At 66.3% G+C, this 15,054-nt stretch carries 12 protein-coding genes; 6 read left to right on the top strand and 6 right to left on the bottom strand.

The window, feature by feature from the left end; all coding sequences use genetic code 11:
• The first annotated feature begins 400 nt into the window (after positions 1 to 400).
• From QJT78_RS04500 to QJT78_RS04490, 3 genes are all read left to right on the top strand, one after another.
• Positions 401 to 3,883 carry a tetratricopeptide repeat protein gene (locus QJT78_RS04500; RefSeq protein WP_028151639.1) on the top strand — a complete coding sequence of 1,161 codons (3,483 nt, stop codon included), beginning with the start codon at positions 401 to 403 and terminating at the stop codon, positions 3,881 to 3,883.
• Between the two features lie 299 nt (positions 3,884 to 4,182).
• Positions 4,183 to 5,100, top strand: a complete 918-nt coding sequence (locus tag QJT78_RS04495) for a sulfite exporter TauE/SafE family protein (protein ID WP_028151638.1) — start codon at positions 4,183 to 4,185, stop codon at positions 5,098 to 5,100.
• Positions 5,097 to 5,867 carry a TIGR02186 family protein gene (locus QJT78_RS04490; protein ID WP_028151637.1) on the top strand — a complete coding sequence of 257 codons (771 nt, stop codon included), beginning with the start codon at positions 5,097 to 5,099 and terminating at the stop codon, positions 5,865 to 5,867. Before QJT78_RS04495 ends, QJT78_RS04490 begins: the two co-directional genes overlap by 4 nt.
• 138 nt (positions 5,868 to 6,005) lie before the next feature.
• Here the strand turns inward: QJT78_RS04490 and QJT78_RS04485 are convergent, their stop codons facing one another.
• Entirely contained in the window at positions 6,006 to 6,779 is a 774-nt protein-coding gene (locus QJT78_RS04485) for an MBL fold metallo-hydrolase (protein ID WP_028151636.1), read from the bottom strand.
• A 13-nt stretch (positions 6,780 to 6,792) separates the two neighbouring features.
• Positions 6,793 to 7,704 carry a DMT family transporter gene (locus QJT78_RS04480; RefSeq protein WP_028151635.1) on the bottom strand — a complete coding sequence of 304 codons (912 nt, stop codon included), beginning with the start codon at positions 7,702 to 7,704 and terminating at the stop codon, positions 6,793 to 6,795.
• A 98-nt stretch (positions 7,705 to 7,802) separates the two neighbouring features.
• Here QJT78_RS04480 and QJT78_RS04475 point away from each other — a divergent pair, with 98 nt between their 5' ends.
• Positions 7,803 to 8,666: a LysR family transcriptional regulator gene (locus QJT78_RS04475; RefSeq protein ID WP_028151634.1), complete on the top strand. Its 864-nt coding sequence runs from the start codon at positions 7,803 to 7,805 to the stop codon at positions 8,664 to 8,666.
• A 129-nt stretch (positions 8,667 to 8,795) separates the two neighbouring features.
• Here QJT78_RS04475 and QJT78_RS04470 read toward each other — a convergent pair whose 3' ends face one another.
• From QJT78_RS04470 to QJT78_RS04455, 4 genes are all read right to left on the bottom strand, one after another.
• Entirely contained in the window at positions 8,796 to 9,137 is a 342-nt protein-coding gene (locus tag QJT78_RS04470; RefSeq protein WP_028151633.1) for a hypothetical protein, read from the bottom strand.
• A gap of 23 nt (positions 9,138 to 9,160) precedes the next feature.
• Positions 9,161 to 9,937, bottom strand: a complete 777-nt coding sequence (lepB, locus tag QJT78_RS04465; RefSeq protein WP_028151632.1) for a signal peptidase I — start codon at positions 9,935 to 9,937, stop codon at positions 9,161 to 9,163.
• Positions 9,934 to 11,361 (bottom strand): metalloprotease TldD, encoded by a 1,428-nt coding sequence (tldD, locus tag QJT78_RS04460; protein ID WP_028151631.1) that lies wholly within the window; start codon positions 11,359 to 11,361, stop codon positions 9,934 to 9,936. Before tldD ends, lepB begins: the two co-directional genes overlap by 4 nt.
• 120 nt (positions 11,362 to 11,481) lie before the next feature.
• A complete protein-coding gene (locus tag QJT78_RS04455; RefSeq protein WP_028151630.1) occupies positions 11,482 to 12,015 on the bottom strand; it encodes an invasion associated locus B family protein in 534 nt (177 codons plus the stop codon).
• A 447-nt stretch (positions 12,016 to 12,462) separates the two neighbouring features.
• Between QJT78_RS04455 and coxB the strand changes: the two genes are divergently transcribed.
• Both coxB and ctaD read left to right on the top strand, forming a co-directional pair.
• Positions 12,463 to 13,305: a cytochrome c oxidase subunit II gene (gene coxB, locus QJT78_RS04450; RefSeq protein ID WP_028151629.1), complete on the top strand. Its 843-nt coding sequence runs from the start codon at positions 12,463 to 12,465 to the stop codon at positions 13,303 to 13,305.
• Positions 13,306 to 13,393: 88 nt separating this feature from the next.
• The gene (gene ctaD, locus QJT78_RS04445; protein WP_028151628.1) at positions 13,394 to 15,019 is read left to right on the top strand and encodes a cytochrome c oxidase subunit I; all 1,626 of its coding nucleotides are present in this window, start codon (positions 13,394 to 13,396) and stop codon (positions 15,017 to 15,019) included.
• Positions 15,020 to 15,054 lie beyond the last annotated feature (35 nt).

Here is a 15,054-nt window from a genome sequence, read left to right as displayed (position 1 = left end):
TCAGGCAGAGCGCCGTTGGGGCGCCCTCTATCCGTGAGACGGGCCGATCATGTCCGCTGCGAAATCTTTGTCGGGTCTCTGCCAGTCATCCGGCTGTCATGCCCCGCGAAGGCGGGGCATCCAGTACTCCGAGACAGTGCGGCTTGATTCGAGCTGCCGCGGCGTACTGGATCGCCCGCCTTCGCGGGCGATGACAGCTAGCGGGTGTCGTGCCTCGGGTTCCCGACGCCCAACTTTAAGACACCGGCAACGCGTTCCTTAACCCGTTATTTACCGTAACAGGAAAAAGTCGGTTTTCGAGGCAGACGACCCGCGCCAAATCCGATTGTCTTTACAACTGGCACGCGTGGGGAGGCTGGAGGCGCCGGGTGGGGCGCCGGAGTCGGGACCGGACAGAGTCATGAATTCGCGCGTATCGTGGAGCGTTGACGGCATCGATCCATCCGTCAGGGAGCGGGCCGAAGCTGCTGCGCGTCGCGCCGGCATGTCACTCAACGATTGGCTGAACTCCACGCTCGGCGAGACGGCCCCGCCGAATTTTCGCGGACCTTACGATCAACGCCAAGAGCAGCGTCAGGATCAGCGCCCGCAACAGATGCCGAGCCAGGAGAGCCGCGACGTCGCCGACATCCACCAGCGGCTCGATGCGATCACCCAGCAGATCGAACGGATTTCAAAGCCCGCATCGCGCCAGGACGCTTCACGACAGGACGCGTCGCGGCCAGACGTCTCGCGCGAGCAGGGCGTCGCGCGCCAGCTCAACGACGCGATCTCGCGGCTCGATGCGCGGCTGTCGCAAATCTCAAAGCCGCAGCAGCCTCAGCCGCCGCGGCCGGCACCCGTCGAAACACGCCAGCGCCAGGCCGATGCGGTCGAGCGCGCGGCAGCCCAGGTCTATCGCAACTCTCCGCCCTTGAGCCCCGCGTCGTTCGACGTTGCCGTCGCCGAGATCACGGCTCGGCAGAGCGAGCTCGACGGCTTTACCCCGCGGCAGATGCCGCCGCGCGCCGCACCGTCGATTGCACCGACGGCAGCTCCTTTCGCGCCCCCGATGGCGCCGCCCGCGCCTGCCTATGCCCCGCCGCCACCGCAGCCGGGGCCGGATTTCTCGTCGCTCGAGCGCCATTTGCTCAAGATCACGAGCCAGATCGAGTCGCTGCAGCGCCCTGACAACACCGAGCAGGCAATCAACGCTTTCCGCAGCGAGCTTGCCGAGATCCGCCACGCCATCACCGAGGCGATGCCGCGCCGCGCGATCGAATCGATCGAGAACGAGATCCGCTCGCTGCACCGTCGCATCGACGAGACCCGCTCGTCCGGGACGGACGGCCAGGTCCTGTCCGGCATCGAGCACGCGCTGTCCGAGATCAAGCAGGTGCTGCGCACGCTGACGCCGGCCGAGCAGCTCACCGGCTATGACGAGGCGATCCGCAATCTCGGCGCCAAGCTCGATCTGATCCTGCGCGCCAATGACGACCCGTCGACGGTGCGCCAGCTCGAAGGCGCGATCTCGGCGCTGCGCGGCATCGTCTCCAACGTCGCCTCCAACGAAGCCCTGGCGCGTCTTTCCGAAGACGTGCAGCTGCTGTCGTCCAAGGTCGACCAGGTCACCCGCTCGTCCGGCCCCAGCGACAGCTTTGCCGTGCTGGAGCAGCGCATCGCGGCGCTCACCGCCGCGCTGGAAACGCGCGAGCGGCCGCAGCCCACCGAGAGCAGCGAGCATCTCGAAGCCGCGATCCGCGCGCTGTCGGACCGTTTCGACCGCATGCAGGTCGGCAACGATTCCGCGTCGACCTTTGCGCATCTCGAACAGCGGGTCTCGTATCTGCTGGAGCGGATCGAAGCCGCCTCCGATCCGCGCAACGGCAATCTAAGCCGCGTCGAGGACGGGCTGCACGACATCCTGCGGCATCTGGAGCGGCAGCAGGCGACCTATTCCGCCCTCGCCGAGAGCCGCAATTCGGCACCGTCTGCCGATTCCGGCATGGTCGATCTGGTCAAGCGCGAGCTCTCCGACATCCGCTTCAGCCAGGCCGAGACCAACCGCAGCACCCAGGATTCGCTCGAGGCCGTGCACAGCGCGCTCGGCCATGTCGTCGATCGCCTCTCGATGATCGAGGGTGATCTGCGCGCGGTGCGCACGGCGCCGCCGGCACCCGCACCGCAGCCGATGCCCAGTTCGACGTCCATGTCGATGCCGATGGCCGCGCCCATCGAGCCCGCGCCTGTGGCGCGCGAGCCGTGGCAGCAGCCGCAGCAGCAGCCGAAATACGATCCGAAGCCGGAGCTGGCGAACCCGGCCGCCGCGCAACAGCCGCCACAGGGCGCCTTCGTCGCCGCGCCGCGCGAATTCCATGCCGCCGCGCCGGCCGCGCCGCCGCCGGTGCCAACGACGGCACCGCCCGTTCCGCCGCGTGCGATCAGCGAGATCCTCGAGCCGCACACGGCGCCCGCGCGCGCCGCGCTCGCACCGGAATTGCCCCCGGACCATCCGCTCGAGCCGGGCACACGGCCGGGCGGCCGCGTCGCCACGCCGTCGGAGCGCATTGCCGCGTCCGAAAGCGCGATCAGCGAAATCCCCGCCGCGCCGAAAGAGCCGGTGTCGTCGTCGAGCTTCATTGCGGCCGCGCGCCGTGCCGCGCAGGCCGCCGCCGCGCAGCCGGAGAAGCCGGCTCGCGGTGCCAAGGCAAGTGCAAAGGCAGCTGCCAAGGCGGCCATCGCAGGCCGCACCAAGGACAAGGGCCAGGAAGGCGGCTCGACCATCACCTCGAAGATCCGCTCGCTGCTGGTCGGCGCCAGCGTGGTCGTGATCGTGCTCGGCACCTTCAAGATGGCGATGAACCTGCTCGATGGCGGCAGCCCGCCGCCGTCACCGCAGGCGATGGAGAATTCGTCGCCCGCGCCCGCGCCGCAGGCTCCGCCGCCGGTCGAGACCAAGCCCGCCACGCCTGAGCAGGTCACACCGTCGATGACCTCGCCGACGCCGATCGGGAAGCAGTCGCTGAATAATCCCGCACCGGCTCCCGTGGCAGGGGCGGGCAGCTCGGCTTCGGTCGAAATCCCGCCGGTCCCCGCGACGCCACCACCGCCTGCGGCTAGCAACGACGTCACCGGCGCGCTGTCGGGCGCGAGCCGCGCGAAGCTCGGCATGATCCAGGTGCCGCCGAGCGAGAAGCTCCCTGACGGCATCGGCGGTCCGGTGCTGCGCACCGCCGCGATGAAGGGCGATGCGACCGCAGCCTACGAGATCGGCGTGCGCTTTGCCGAGGGCAAGGGCGTTGCTGCGAATTACGATGAAGCCGCCAAATGGTACGACCGCGCGGCGCAGGCCGGCGTGGTGCCCGCGACCTTCCGTCTCGGCACGCTCTACGAGAAGGGCCTCGGGGTGAAGAAGGACGCCGACATCGCCCGCCGCTACTACACGCAGGCCGCCGAGCGCGGCAACGCCAAGGCGATGCACAATCTCGCCGTGCTCGACGCCGACGGCGGCGGACGCGGCGCCAATTACAAGAGCGCGGCGCAGTGGTTCCGCAAGGCCGCCGATCGCGGCGTCGCCGACAGTCAGTTCAACCTCGGCATCCTCTATGCCCGCGGCATCGGTGTGGAGCAGAACCTCGCCGAATCCTACAAATGGTTCACTCTTGCGGCCGGGCAGGGCGATGCGGACGCAGCCGGCAAGCGCGACGACGTCGCCAAGCGGCTCGATCCGCAGTCGCTCGCCGCCGCCAAGCTCGCGATCCAGACGTTCAGCGCCGAGCCGCAGCCCGACGACGCCGTCAACGTTCCCGCCCCGAACGGCGGCTGGGACAGCGCGCCGCAGGCGAACGCGAAGCCCGCGCCGAAGCAGGTCGCGACCAAGCGCGCGGCCTCGGCGGCGCACTAGAGCGCACGCTCACTCCTCATGGTGAGGAGCGCGCCTTGGCGCGCGTAGCGGACGATGCTTCGCATCGCCGCGAGAACCATGCAGGCCCCCACCACCGATCCGGGCCTCGCCCTTCGAGACGCCTGCTGCGCAGGCTCCTCAGGGTGAGGGGAGACAGCTCGCGTGCCGCGTTCACCACGCCCTAAATTCATGGTCCCGCCCGACAACGAATTCCGCTATTGAGGGGCGCGGCAATCGTTCCGACCGTCCGGCGAGCATTCCCGCGCAATCGATCCATTTCGCCGGAGTGTGGTCCTTCGATGCAGCTCTATCTCCCGATCGCCGATCTGCCGGTCAACATCTTCCTGGTGCTGGCGATGGGCGCGGCGGTCGGCTTCGTCTCCGGCATGTTCGGGATCGGCGGCGGCTTCCTGATGACGCCGCTCCTGATCTTCATCGGGATCACGCCGGCAGTCGCGGTCGCCTCCGTTGCGAGCCACATCGCGGCCTCCTCCTTTTCCGGCGCGCTGTCCTACTGGCGGCGGCGTGCGATCGACCCGGCACTGGCGAGTGTGTTGTTATGCGGCGGCGTCACCGGCACGGCGCTCGGGGTCTGGACCTTCACGCAGCTTCGCGCGCTCGGCCAGCTCGATCTGATGATCGCGTTGTCCTATGTGGTGCTGCTCACCACCGTCGGCAGCCTGATGTTCTCCGAGGGCCTGCGCGCCCTGATGCGGACCCGTCGCGGCGCGGTGCCGCCACGGCGCACGCACAACTGGATCCACGGCCTGCCGCTGAAAATGCGGTTCAAGCGCTCGAAGATCTATCTCTCGGTCATCCCCGTCGTGATCGTCGGCATCGTGATCGGCTTCATCGGCGCCATCATGGGCATCGGTGGCGGCTTCATCCTGGTGCCGATCATGATCTATCTGCTGCGGGTGCCGACCTCGACCGTGATCGGGACCTCGATGGTCCTGACGCTGGTCACGATGCTGTTCGCGACCTTGCTGCATGCGGTGACCAATCACCTCGTCGACGCGGTGCTGGCGCTGATCTTGATGGTCGGCGGCGTCACCGGCGCGCAGTTCGGCGCCCGCGCCGGTCAGAAGATCCGCGGTGAGCAGCTGCGGCTGTTGCTGGGCCTGCTGATCCTGTCGGTCGGCGTCCGCTTCGCCATCGAGCTGGTGATCCGGCCCGAGGATCTCTTCACCATCCGTGAATTGGGAGTGAGCGGATGATGCGCGCAGCTCTCGCGGTCCTTCTCGTCCTGCTGCTCGGCTCGGTCGCGCGTGCCGAGCGACTGATCGTGTCGGTCTCCAACCATCGTGTCACGGTGACGCCGAACTATTCCGGCGAGGAACTGGTGCTGTTCGGCTCGGTCGAGAAGGACGCCACCACGCCTGCGGACCGCAAGAGCTACGATCTCGTCGTCACCGTGATGGGCCCGCGCGCCGACATGGTGACGCGGCGCAAGGAGCGCACCTTCGGGATCTGGATCAACACCGATTACCGGCAGTTCCTGGCGGTGCCGAGCTATCTCGCACTGTTCGCCAACCGCCCCTTCGATATCATCACCTCGCCCGAGATCGCGCGGCGGCAGCAGATCGGGCTCAACAACGTGCTGCTGACCCAACGGGTCAGCGGCGACTATGCCGACGTGGTGCCGAACGATGCGTTCCGCTCGGCCTTCATCCGCCTGCGAACCCAGAAAGGTCTCTATCGCGAGGACCCGAGCGCGGTGACGTTCCTGACACCGACGCTGTTCCGTACCGGCATTCCCCTGCCGGAGGAGGTGCCGATCGGCACCTATGAGGTGGAAATCAAATTGTTCGCCAATGGCGCGTTGGTCACCAAGACCGAGACCGCGTTCGAGATCGTCAAAGTCGGTTTCGAGCAGTTCGTCGCCACCAGTGCGCGGCAGCACGGGCTGATCTACGGTCTCGCGACGGCCGCGATGGCGCTGATGACGGGCTGGATGGCGTCGATCGTGTTTCGGAAGGATTGAAGCTCGTCACACAAGCCACTCACTCGCCGTCATGCCCGGGCTTGTCCCGGGCATCCACGTTCTCAAGTGCGGCGACAAAGACGTGGATGGCCGGGTCAAGCCCGGCCATGACGAAGAGAAGCGCGCGACAGCTGAGGCTCACGGCGCCTCAACCACCGTCGGCACGCCCGGCACCAGCAATCGCAACCGGGTGCCGAAGCCGAGCACATCAAAGGTCTTGCGCAGATCCTCGCTGTTCTGGCGGAAATGCGCCCAGCCCTCGGTATGCAGCGGGACGATCATCGCATCCGGAAATGCGCGCGCCGTCTCGATGGTGTCGTTGGTGTCCATGGTGAGGTGGAACGGCCCGCGGGTTTGCGCCGCGCCCGCGAATGGCAGCACCACGCCGCATTTGAAGCGGCGCGCGACCTCGGCGACGCCGTCGAACCAGGTGGTGTCGCCGCTGATGTAGACGTCGCTCGTGTCCGTCCGGCTCGAGGACACCACGAAGCCGATGACGTCGCCCGACAGCGGCTCGATGCCGGCGGGGCCGTGGCGCGCCGGCGTCGCGGTGATCGTCAGCGTGTTGCCGTCACGGTCCTTCAGATGCGAGGTCGCCCAGGGCGCGAGGCCCTCGACATGGCCGCCCAGGCGTTTGGCGCCGGCCTCGGTCGTCAGCACGCGCTTTGCGTGTTTGAGAAACGCGCGGCCGGAATTGTCGAGATTGTCCGAGTGCTGGTCGTGGCTGAGCAGGACGGCATCGACCGGGCCGATCGCGTCGGGCCTCACGGCGGGACCGATCGTCTTCTCCAGCGTCACATGCGGCAGCTGGTAGGCGCCGGGCGCATCGAAGGTCGGATCGGTGAGCAGGCGGAAGCCGTCGATCTCGATCAGCGCGGTAGGGCCGCCGATCAGGGTGATGGAAATGGGCATCAGAAAACTCCTCTTACGCGACGGGCTTTGCGGGGCGCGTCACCAGGTAAATTCCGAGCGCGACCGGGATGATGCCGAGCAGGTCGCGGGCCTCGACATGCTCACCGAGCGCGATGTAGGCGAACAGCATGCCGAGCGGCGGCATCAGGAAATGATAGGCGCTCGCAGCCGTTGCGCCACACACTTTCAGGAGATGAAACCAGAGCCAGTAGGCGAGGATCGAGCCGCCGAGCACGAGGAACGCGAAGGCGCCGACCAGGCCCGGGGTGAAATCGATTGCGTGGACGTCGGCGAAGGTGAACGCGACCGGCGTCAGCACGATGCCGGCGGCGAGGTTCTGCACGCCGTTGCCGATCCACAGGCTTCCCTTCGGCGCGAGCAGCTTGAACAGGATCGTGCCGGCGACGATGGAGGCGAGCGAGGCCAGGGTGAAGACGATGCCGTGCAGGGAGTCGGTGCCGACCGACAGGCGATGCCAGACGATCAGGGTCACGCCGACGATGCCGAGCAGGAGACCGCCCGCCTTGCGCCAGGTCATGCCTTCACCAAGCAGCAACGCGGCGAGCGCCGCCGTGAATACCGGATTGGCCGACACGATCAGGCCGCCGAGGCCAGCAGAGACCGATTGCAGGCCGGTGTAGCCGAGCCCGAGATAGAGCGCGTTGTTGGCGATGCCGAGCACGGCAAAGATCGCGGCATCGCGCCAGGACAATGACCAGCCATCGCCGCGGATCAGCGTCGCACCGAGGATCAAAATGCCGGCGAGCGAGAAGCGCGCGGCGAGGAGGATCAGCGGCGGGCAATGGGTGACGCCGATCTTGCCGGCGACGAAGGCGTAGCTCCAGAGCAGGCAAAACAGTCCGATGACGAGCGGCAGCGTGTTGAACCGGCTGGGGGCTGCAGGAAGCGAGGTGGCGAGCGACATGAGGGCATTCTCCTGAGCCCTCGATCTAGGGAGACGGCTTGTCATTTGGAAATTAAATGATTAACTTCCGATCAGTGGATTTTCGAATGGAGGCGGCCATGCTCGACCTGGAGCTCCTGCGCAGCTTCGTCTCGGTGGTCGAGGCCGGCGGCTTCACTCGCGCCGGCGAGCGCGTCCACCGCACGCAATCGACCGTCAGCCAGCAGATCAAGCGGCTGGAGGAGGACGTCGGCCAGGTGCTCTTGCACCGTGACGGCAAGGACGTGCGCCCCACCGAGGCCGGCGAGCGGTTGCTGTCCTATGCGCGGCGGCTGCTCACGCTCGCCGAGGAGGCGCGCGACGTTCTGCGCGAACCCGACAGCGAGGGCGCGATCCGGCTCGGCATCCCCGAGGATTTTGCGGCGTACCGGCTGGCAAAACTGCTCGGCGCCTTCTCGCGCTCACATCCGGGTCTGCGAATGGATGTGCGCGCCGACCAGAGCAAGAACCTGTCCCGCGACCTCGAACGCGGCGAGCTCGACCTGGCGCTGTTCAAGCGCGAGGCCGGCGCGAAAGGCGCCATCGCGGTGTGGCCGGAGCGGGTGCACTGGGTCACCAGCAAGAGCCATCCGGTCGACGTCAATGCGTCGTCGGTGCCGCTGATCGGCTTTCCGACTGGCTGCCTCTATCGCGCCGGCGCCATCCACGCGCTGGAAAGCGCGGGCCGCGCCTGGCACATGTCTTACTCGTCATCGAGTCTCGCGGGCATCCAGGCTGCGGTCGCAGCCGGCATGGGCTTAAGCATCCTGTCGGAGATGTCGATCCAGTCCGACCACCGCGTGCTGACGGCGAAGGACGGATTTGAGCCGATCAACCGGACCGAAGTGGCGCTGATGGCCTCGCCCGGTGCCAGCCCCGCAACGCTGCGGCTGGCGGATCGGCTCGCGGAGTTCTGCGACAACGTGCAGGCGAAGGCGGCGTGATCCAACGGAGTTCGTAGGGTGCGGCAAGGGCGCGTAGCGCCGTGCCCACCATTTTTTCCGCGGCTCCGTTTGCGAATGGTGGGCACGCTTCGCTTTGCCCACCCTACGCAGCTCATCCGCGGCCACTATTCACGCACTGGCATCGTACGCCGCTCGCGCCGTCTTCGAGGCGAGGCCGCGCCAGCGCCGCCGCAGGAACGGCTCGACGATCGCGCGCTTGGCCTTCGACAGGCGGATCAGCACGATCGGATAGTCGGAATAGTGATCGGTGAAGTAGAAGATTTTTGGCTGGCTCTCGACCAGCATGGCGCGCTCGTCGATCGGAACGTCGGGCATGACAAGGCTGTCGCCGTCCTCCTTCAGCCGCGCCAGCATCTTCTTGCGCACTTTCAGCGCGGGCGTGCCGTAGGATGTGCCGTCCTCGACCTCCGGCCACGTCAGCGCAAATTTTCTGACGTCGTCGAAGGTCATTTGATCAAGACCTTGGGACCAGCTCAGTGCACGGCGGTGAAGAACCGCGCGAGCCGGAAGCCGGAGAGCCAGGTCCACACCGGCTGGCCGCGCATGCCGAGATCCCAGGAGCCGAGCACGGCATCCGCGCGTCCGACCAGATTGTCGATCGGCAGCAGGCCAACGCCGCCGGAGCGCAGGGGCACGCGGCTGTCGGCGGAATTGTCGCGGTTATCGCCGAGCACGAAGAGGTGGCCGGGCGGCACCGTCACTTCAGGCGTGTTGTCGAGCGGGCCGTTGTCGCGCATCTTGAAGATCAGATGCGACACGCCGTTCGGCAGCGTCTCGACATAGCGGTAGGCGGGCTCGCTGCCGCCATTGTCGTCCTCGGCGGCGCCAACACCATCCGGCTTCAGCTCGGCGGGACGGTCGTTGATGAAGAGCTGGCCCTGCCGCATCTGGATGCGGTCGCCGGGCAGACCTACGACGCGCTTGACCCAGGCCTGCGAGCGATCGCCGGGCCAGCGGAACACGACGACGTCGCCCTGCTTCGGCGTCTCCGCGAAGACGCGGCCGCTTTCGGGCAGGTTGATCTGGATCGGCAGCGACGAGGTGCCGTACCCATAGGGGAATTTCGAGGCGAGCAGGGCGTCGCCGATCAGGAGCGTCGGCTCCATCGAACCCGACGGCACGTAGAACGGCTCGGCGAGCGCGCCCTTGGCGATGAACACGGCGGCGACGATGCCGGCGAGCTGCATCAGCTGACCAGCCCAGCCGCTGCTCTTCCGCTTGGCGGGGACAGTTACCTTCTCAACGCTCATGCGCCCGTTCCACCTACTGTAATACGTTCCATCAGAAGCGACGGCTGGCCGACGCCGACGGGCACGCCCTGACCATTCTTGCCGCAGGTGCCGATGCCGGTATCCAGCGCGAGATCGTTGCCGATCATGCGGATGCGATGCAAATCGGTCGGCCCGTTGCCGATCAGCATGGCGCCCTTCAGCGGCGCGCCAATCTTGCCGTTCTCGATCTTGTAGGCCTCGGTGCACTGAAACACGTATTTGCCCGAGGTGATGTCGACCTGGCCGCCGCCGAAATTCGCGGCGAAGACGCCGTTCTTCACGGACGCGAGGATCTCGGCCGGATCGCGGTCGCCCGCGAGCATGTAGGTGTTGGTCATGCGCGGCATCGGCACATGGGCGTAGCCCTGGCGGCGGCCGTTGCCGGTCGGCTTCATGTTCATCAGGCGCGCGTTCTGGCGGTCCTGCATGTAGCCGACCAGAATGCCGTCCTCGATCAGCACGGTGCGGTTGGTCGGCGTGCCCTCGTCGTCGATCGACAGCGAGCCGCGGCGCGAGGCAATAGTGCCGTCGTCGACTACGGTGACGCCCTTGGCCGCGACCTGCTGGCCCATCAGGCCGGCAAAGGCCGACGTCTTCTTGCGGTTGAAATCGCCTTCGAGGCCGTGACCGACCGCTTCATGCAGCATTACGCCGGGCCAGCCGGCCCCAAGCACGACGTCCATTTCGCCGGCGGGGGCGGGGATCGATTCCAGATTGACCAGGGCTTCGCGCAGCGCGCCGTCGGCGGCGTCGCGCCAGTTCTTGCTTTCGATGAATTCGGCGTAGCCGGCGCGGCCGCCATAACCCTTGCTGCCGCTCTCCTGGCGGTCGCCCTGACCGGCGACGACGGAGACGTTGACGCGCACCAGCGGGCGAATGTCGCGATAGCTCTCGCCGTCGGGCCGCAGGATCTCGACGACCTGCCAGGTCGCGCCCAGGCTGACGCTGACCTGCCGCACCCGCGGATCCTTGTCGCGTAAGTAAGCGTCGATCTCGGCGAGCAGCTTCACCTTGGTCTCGAAGCCCGGCGCATCCAGCGGATTGTCGTCGCTATAAAGCCGCACGTTGGTATGCGCCGGCGGCGCCGCGAAGCTGCCGGAATAGCCGCCGCGCACGGCGGCGACCGCGTCGGCGGCGCGAATCAGCGCCGGCAGCGACACGTCGGAGGAATGGGCATAGCCGACCGCGTCGTCCTTGACGGCGCGCAGGCCAAAGCCCTGCGAGGTGTCATAGGTCGCCTGCTTCAGCCGCCCATTGTCGAACATCAGCGCTTCGGTCTGGCTGTATTCCAGGAACAATTCGCCGTCGTCGGCACCGGCAAGGCCGCGTGCGACCTCGTTGCGAACCTGATCGCGGTCGAGATTGGCGCGGTCGAGCAGGGAGGTTGTGGCTGGATTGGTCATGCGTCCGTCCATTATCGGAAGATGTAGGGCAAGATAATGGTTTCCCGGCGGTTCCGCGAGGGTGCCAGGTGCCACATTACGAAACGATAGGATTCGCCGCGCGCGGACGCGCCTGCCAGCCTACGGCAGCTTGTCATAGCCCTCGCCGAGCCCGTTCAGGCTGAGCGGGAAGCCGATGCCTTCTTCCGGGGTCTCGAAGATGATGAAGGTCGCGGTCTTGGCGGTGCGCAGCTGGCCGAGCAGCTTGTCGTCCATCACGACCTCGGCGACGCAGCCATTGGGCAGGCAGCGGACGAAGCCGGCGCGGCCGACGTCCTGGTTGTCGAGCTTCAGCCCGAGGCCGGAGGGCAGCAGTACGCCGAGCGGGGCGACCACCCGCATCAGCCGGCTCTTCTGGTCGGCGGTCTTGAGCACGATCACGGTGAGGCCGGCATTGGAGCGGTCTTCGGCCACCACGCTCTGGATCAGGGCGCATTGCTCGGTCTGGGCGCCGGGCGGGGTGTCGCAGCGGATCTGCCAGTCGCCATGGACGGAGCGCACCGCGCCCTGCGCATGGGCGAGGCCCGGCAGCGCCATGACGACGACCGCAGCCAAGAGGGCGGCCAGCATCGTGAGGCCGCTCGCCTGCCTTGCCATGCTTCTCGAAAACCCCATCGGGTCGGTCCCTCTGCTCGCCTGGGTCGCTCACGCCTGGCGGACTGATACGGGAATGACGGCGTCTTGAAGGCGATTCGCAAGCAAATTCCGCGCCGCCCACACCGCCATCGCCCGCACGAATCAGGTTCCTGCGCGGCTGTCTGCCAGTGCCTACCGCGGGCAATTCCGCTGTCAAGCCGCGGCATCCCGGGAAACGGTATTTTTCTCTGATGTTACTAGGAAATATCTTGCGGGTGATGGCTGACAGACGGGGCTCAAGACTGCATTGCGATAGATCAAGAATTATGGTTTGAGAGGCTTGATTTCGGCGTTCTAGCGATCTGGCCCCAATTCCTCTTAGAGGTATTCTTGCGCGGCGGTTTGTCAGACGGGCGGATCGAATAAGCGTTTCCCGGAAATAGGGGGATGCACTTGGGGTGATTTCGTTAGGGGAGCGCGAACGGCATGAGGATGTCGATGGGCCATGTGGGCCGGCACTTGCTGGGATTGGCCGTGGCGGGTCTGACGCTGGCGACGGGCGGTGCGACATTCGCCGCTGAGCTCGGGCAACCGGCGCCGTGGGAGTGGACGCTTCAGCAATCCGCCTCCCCGGTGATGGACAACATCGTCTGGTTCCACAATTTCCTGTTCGTGCTGATCACGCTGATCACGCTGTTCGTTCTGGCGCTGCTGGTGATCGTGGTCATGAAGTTCAACGCGAAGGCCAATCCGGTGCCGTCGCGGACCACGCACAACACGCTGATCGAGGTGGCCTGGACGCTCGTTCCGGTGCTGATCCTGGTTGGTATCTCGGTGCCGTCGTTCCGCCTGCTGTTCCTCGAGCTCGACGTGCCGAAGGCGGATTTGACCATCAAGGCCACCGGCAAGCAGTGGTACTGGTCCTATGCCTACCCTGATAACGGCAAGTTCGAGTTCGACTCGCTGATGGCCCAGGACAAGCAGCCCCGTCTGCTCGGCGTCGACAACGAGATGGTGGTGCCGGTCAACAAGGTGGTTCGTGTCCAGGTCACCGGCGCGGACGTCATCCACGCCTTTGCGCTGCCGGCTTTCGGCGTCAAGATCGACGCCATTCCGGGGCGGCTGAACGAGACCTGGTTCAAGGCCACCAAGACCGGCATGTTCTACGGCCAGTGCTCGGAGCTCTGCGGCAAGGACCACGCCTTCATGCCGATCGCGATTCGCGTCGTGGAGGACAAGGACTTCGCCTCCTGGGTCGAAACGGCGAAGAAGAAATATGCGAGCGGCGGCACCAGCACTTTCGCCTCCGCGGCCGGCCCGACGCAGTAAGCGCCGGGCGACGGCTCGAGGGGACTGAAAGCGACATAAAGGGTGGGACCGCACAAGGTCCGAACGGGACGCAAGGCAGGATTTGAAAATGGCAACGAGCGCAGCGACACACGGCGATCACGCGCAAGACCACGGACATGACGAGCACGCCCATCCGACCGGATGGCGGCGCTACGTCTATTCGACCAACCACAAGGACATCGGTACGATGTACCTGATCTTCGCGGTCATCGCCGGCGTGATCGGTGCCGCGATGTCGATCGCGATCCGTGCCGAGCTGATGTATCCGGGCGTGCAGATCTTCCACGAGACGCACACCTATAATGTGTTCGTGACCTCTCACGGCCTGATCATGATCTTCTTCATGGTCATGCCCGCGATGATCGGCGGCTTCGGCAACTGGTTCGTGCCGCTGATGATCGGCGCGCCCGACATGGCGTTCCCGCGCATGAACAACATCTCGTTCTGGCTGCTGCCGGCCTCCTTCGCGCTGCTGCTGATGTCGACCTTCGTCGAGGGCGAGCCGGGTGCCAACGGCGTCGGCGCCGGCTGGACCATGTATGTGCCGCTGTCGAGCTCGGGCCATCCGGGTCCGGCCGTCGACTTCGCGATCCTGTCGCTGCATCTGGCGGGCGCCTCGTCGATCCTCGGCGCCATCAACTTCATCACCACGATCTTCAACATGCGCGCGCCGGGCATGACCCTGCACAAGATGCCGCTGTTCGTGTGGTCGATCCTGGTGACGGTGTTCCTGCTGCTGTTGTCGCTGCCGGTGCTCGCCGGTGCGATCACCATGCTGCTCACCGACCGTAATTTCGGCACGACGTTCTTCGCGCCCGACGGCGGCGGCGACCCCGTGCTGTTCCAGCATCTGTTCTGGTTCTTCGGTCACCCCGAGGTGTACATCCTGATCCTGCCCGCCTTCGGCATGGTCAGCCAGATCGTCTCGACCTTCTCGCGCAAGCCCGTGTTCGGCTATCTCGGCATGGCCTACGCCATGGTGGCGATCGGCGGCATCGGCTTCGTGGTGTGGGCGCACCACATGTACACGGTCGGCATGTCCTCGGCGACGCAGGCCTATTTCGTCGCCGCGACCATGGTCATCGCGGTTCCGACCGGCGTGAAGATCTTCTCGTGGATCGCCACGATGTGGGGCGGCTCGATCGAGTTTCGTGCCCCGATGATCTGGGCGGTCGGCTTCATCTTCCTGTTCACTGTCGGCGGTGTCACCGGCGTCGTGCTGGCGAATGCCGGCGTCGACCGCGTGCTCCAGGAGACCTACTACGTCGTCGCGCACTTCCACTACGTGCTGTCGCTCGGTGCGGTCTTCGGGATCTTTGCCGGCTGGTACTACTGGTTCCCGAAGATGTCGGGCTACATGTACAATGAGACGCTGGCGAAGGCGCACTTCTGGGTCACCTTCATCGGTGTGAACCTTGTATTCTTCCCGCAGCACTTCCTCGGCCTGTCGGGCATGCCGCGCCGCTACGTCGACTATCCCGACGCGTTCGCCGGCTGGAACCTGGTCTCCTCGGTCGGCTCCTACATCTCCGGCTTCGGCGTGCTGATCTTCCTCTACTGCGTGTTCGACGCCTTCGCGAAGAAGGTGCCGGCCGGCGCCAATCCGTGGGGTGCCGGCGCGACCACGCTGGAATGGACGCTGCCTTCGCCGCCGCCCTTCCATCAGTTCGAAGTGCTGCCCCGCGTGCAGTAAGCCAACGCTCGCGGCGCCCGTGACGGGCGCCGCGG

Origin of the sequence: Bradyrhizobium sp. Mp27 (assembly GCF_029953005.1) — a bacterium.
Classification (GTDB): Bacteria; Pseudomonadota; Alphaproteobacteria; order Rhizobiales; family Xanthobacteraceae; genus Bradyrhizobium; species Bradyrhizobium barranii.
This window is presented reverse-complemented; position numbering and strand designations above follow the sequence as displayed.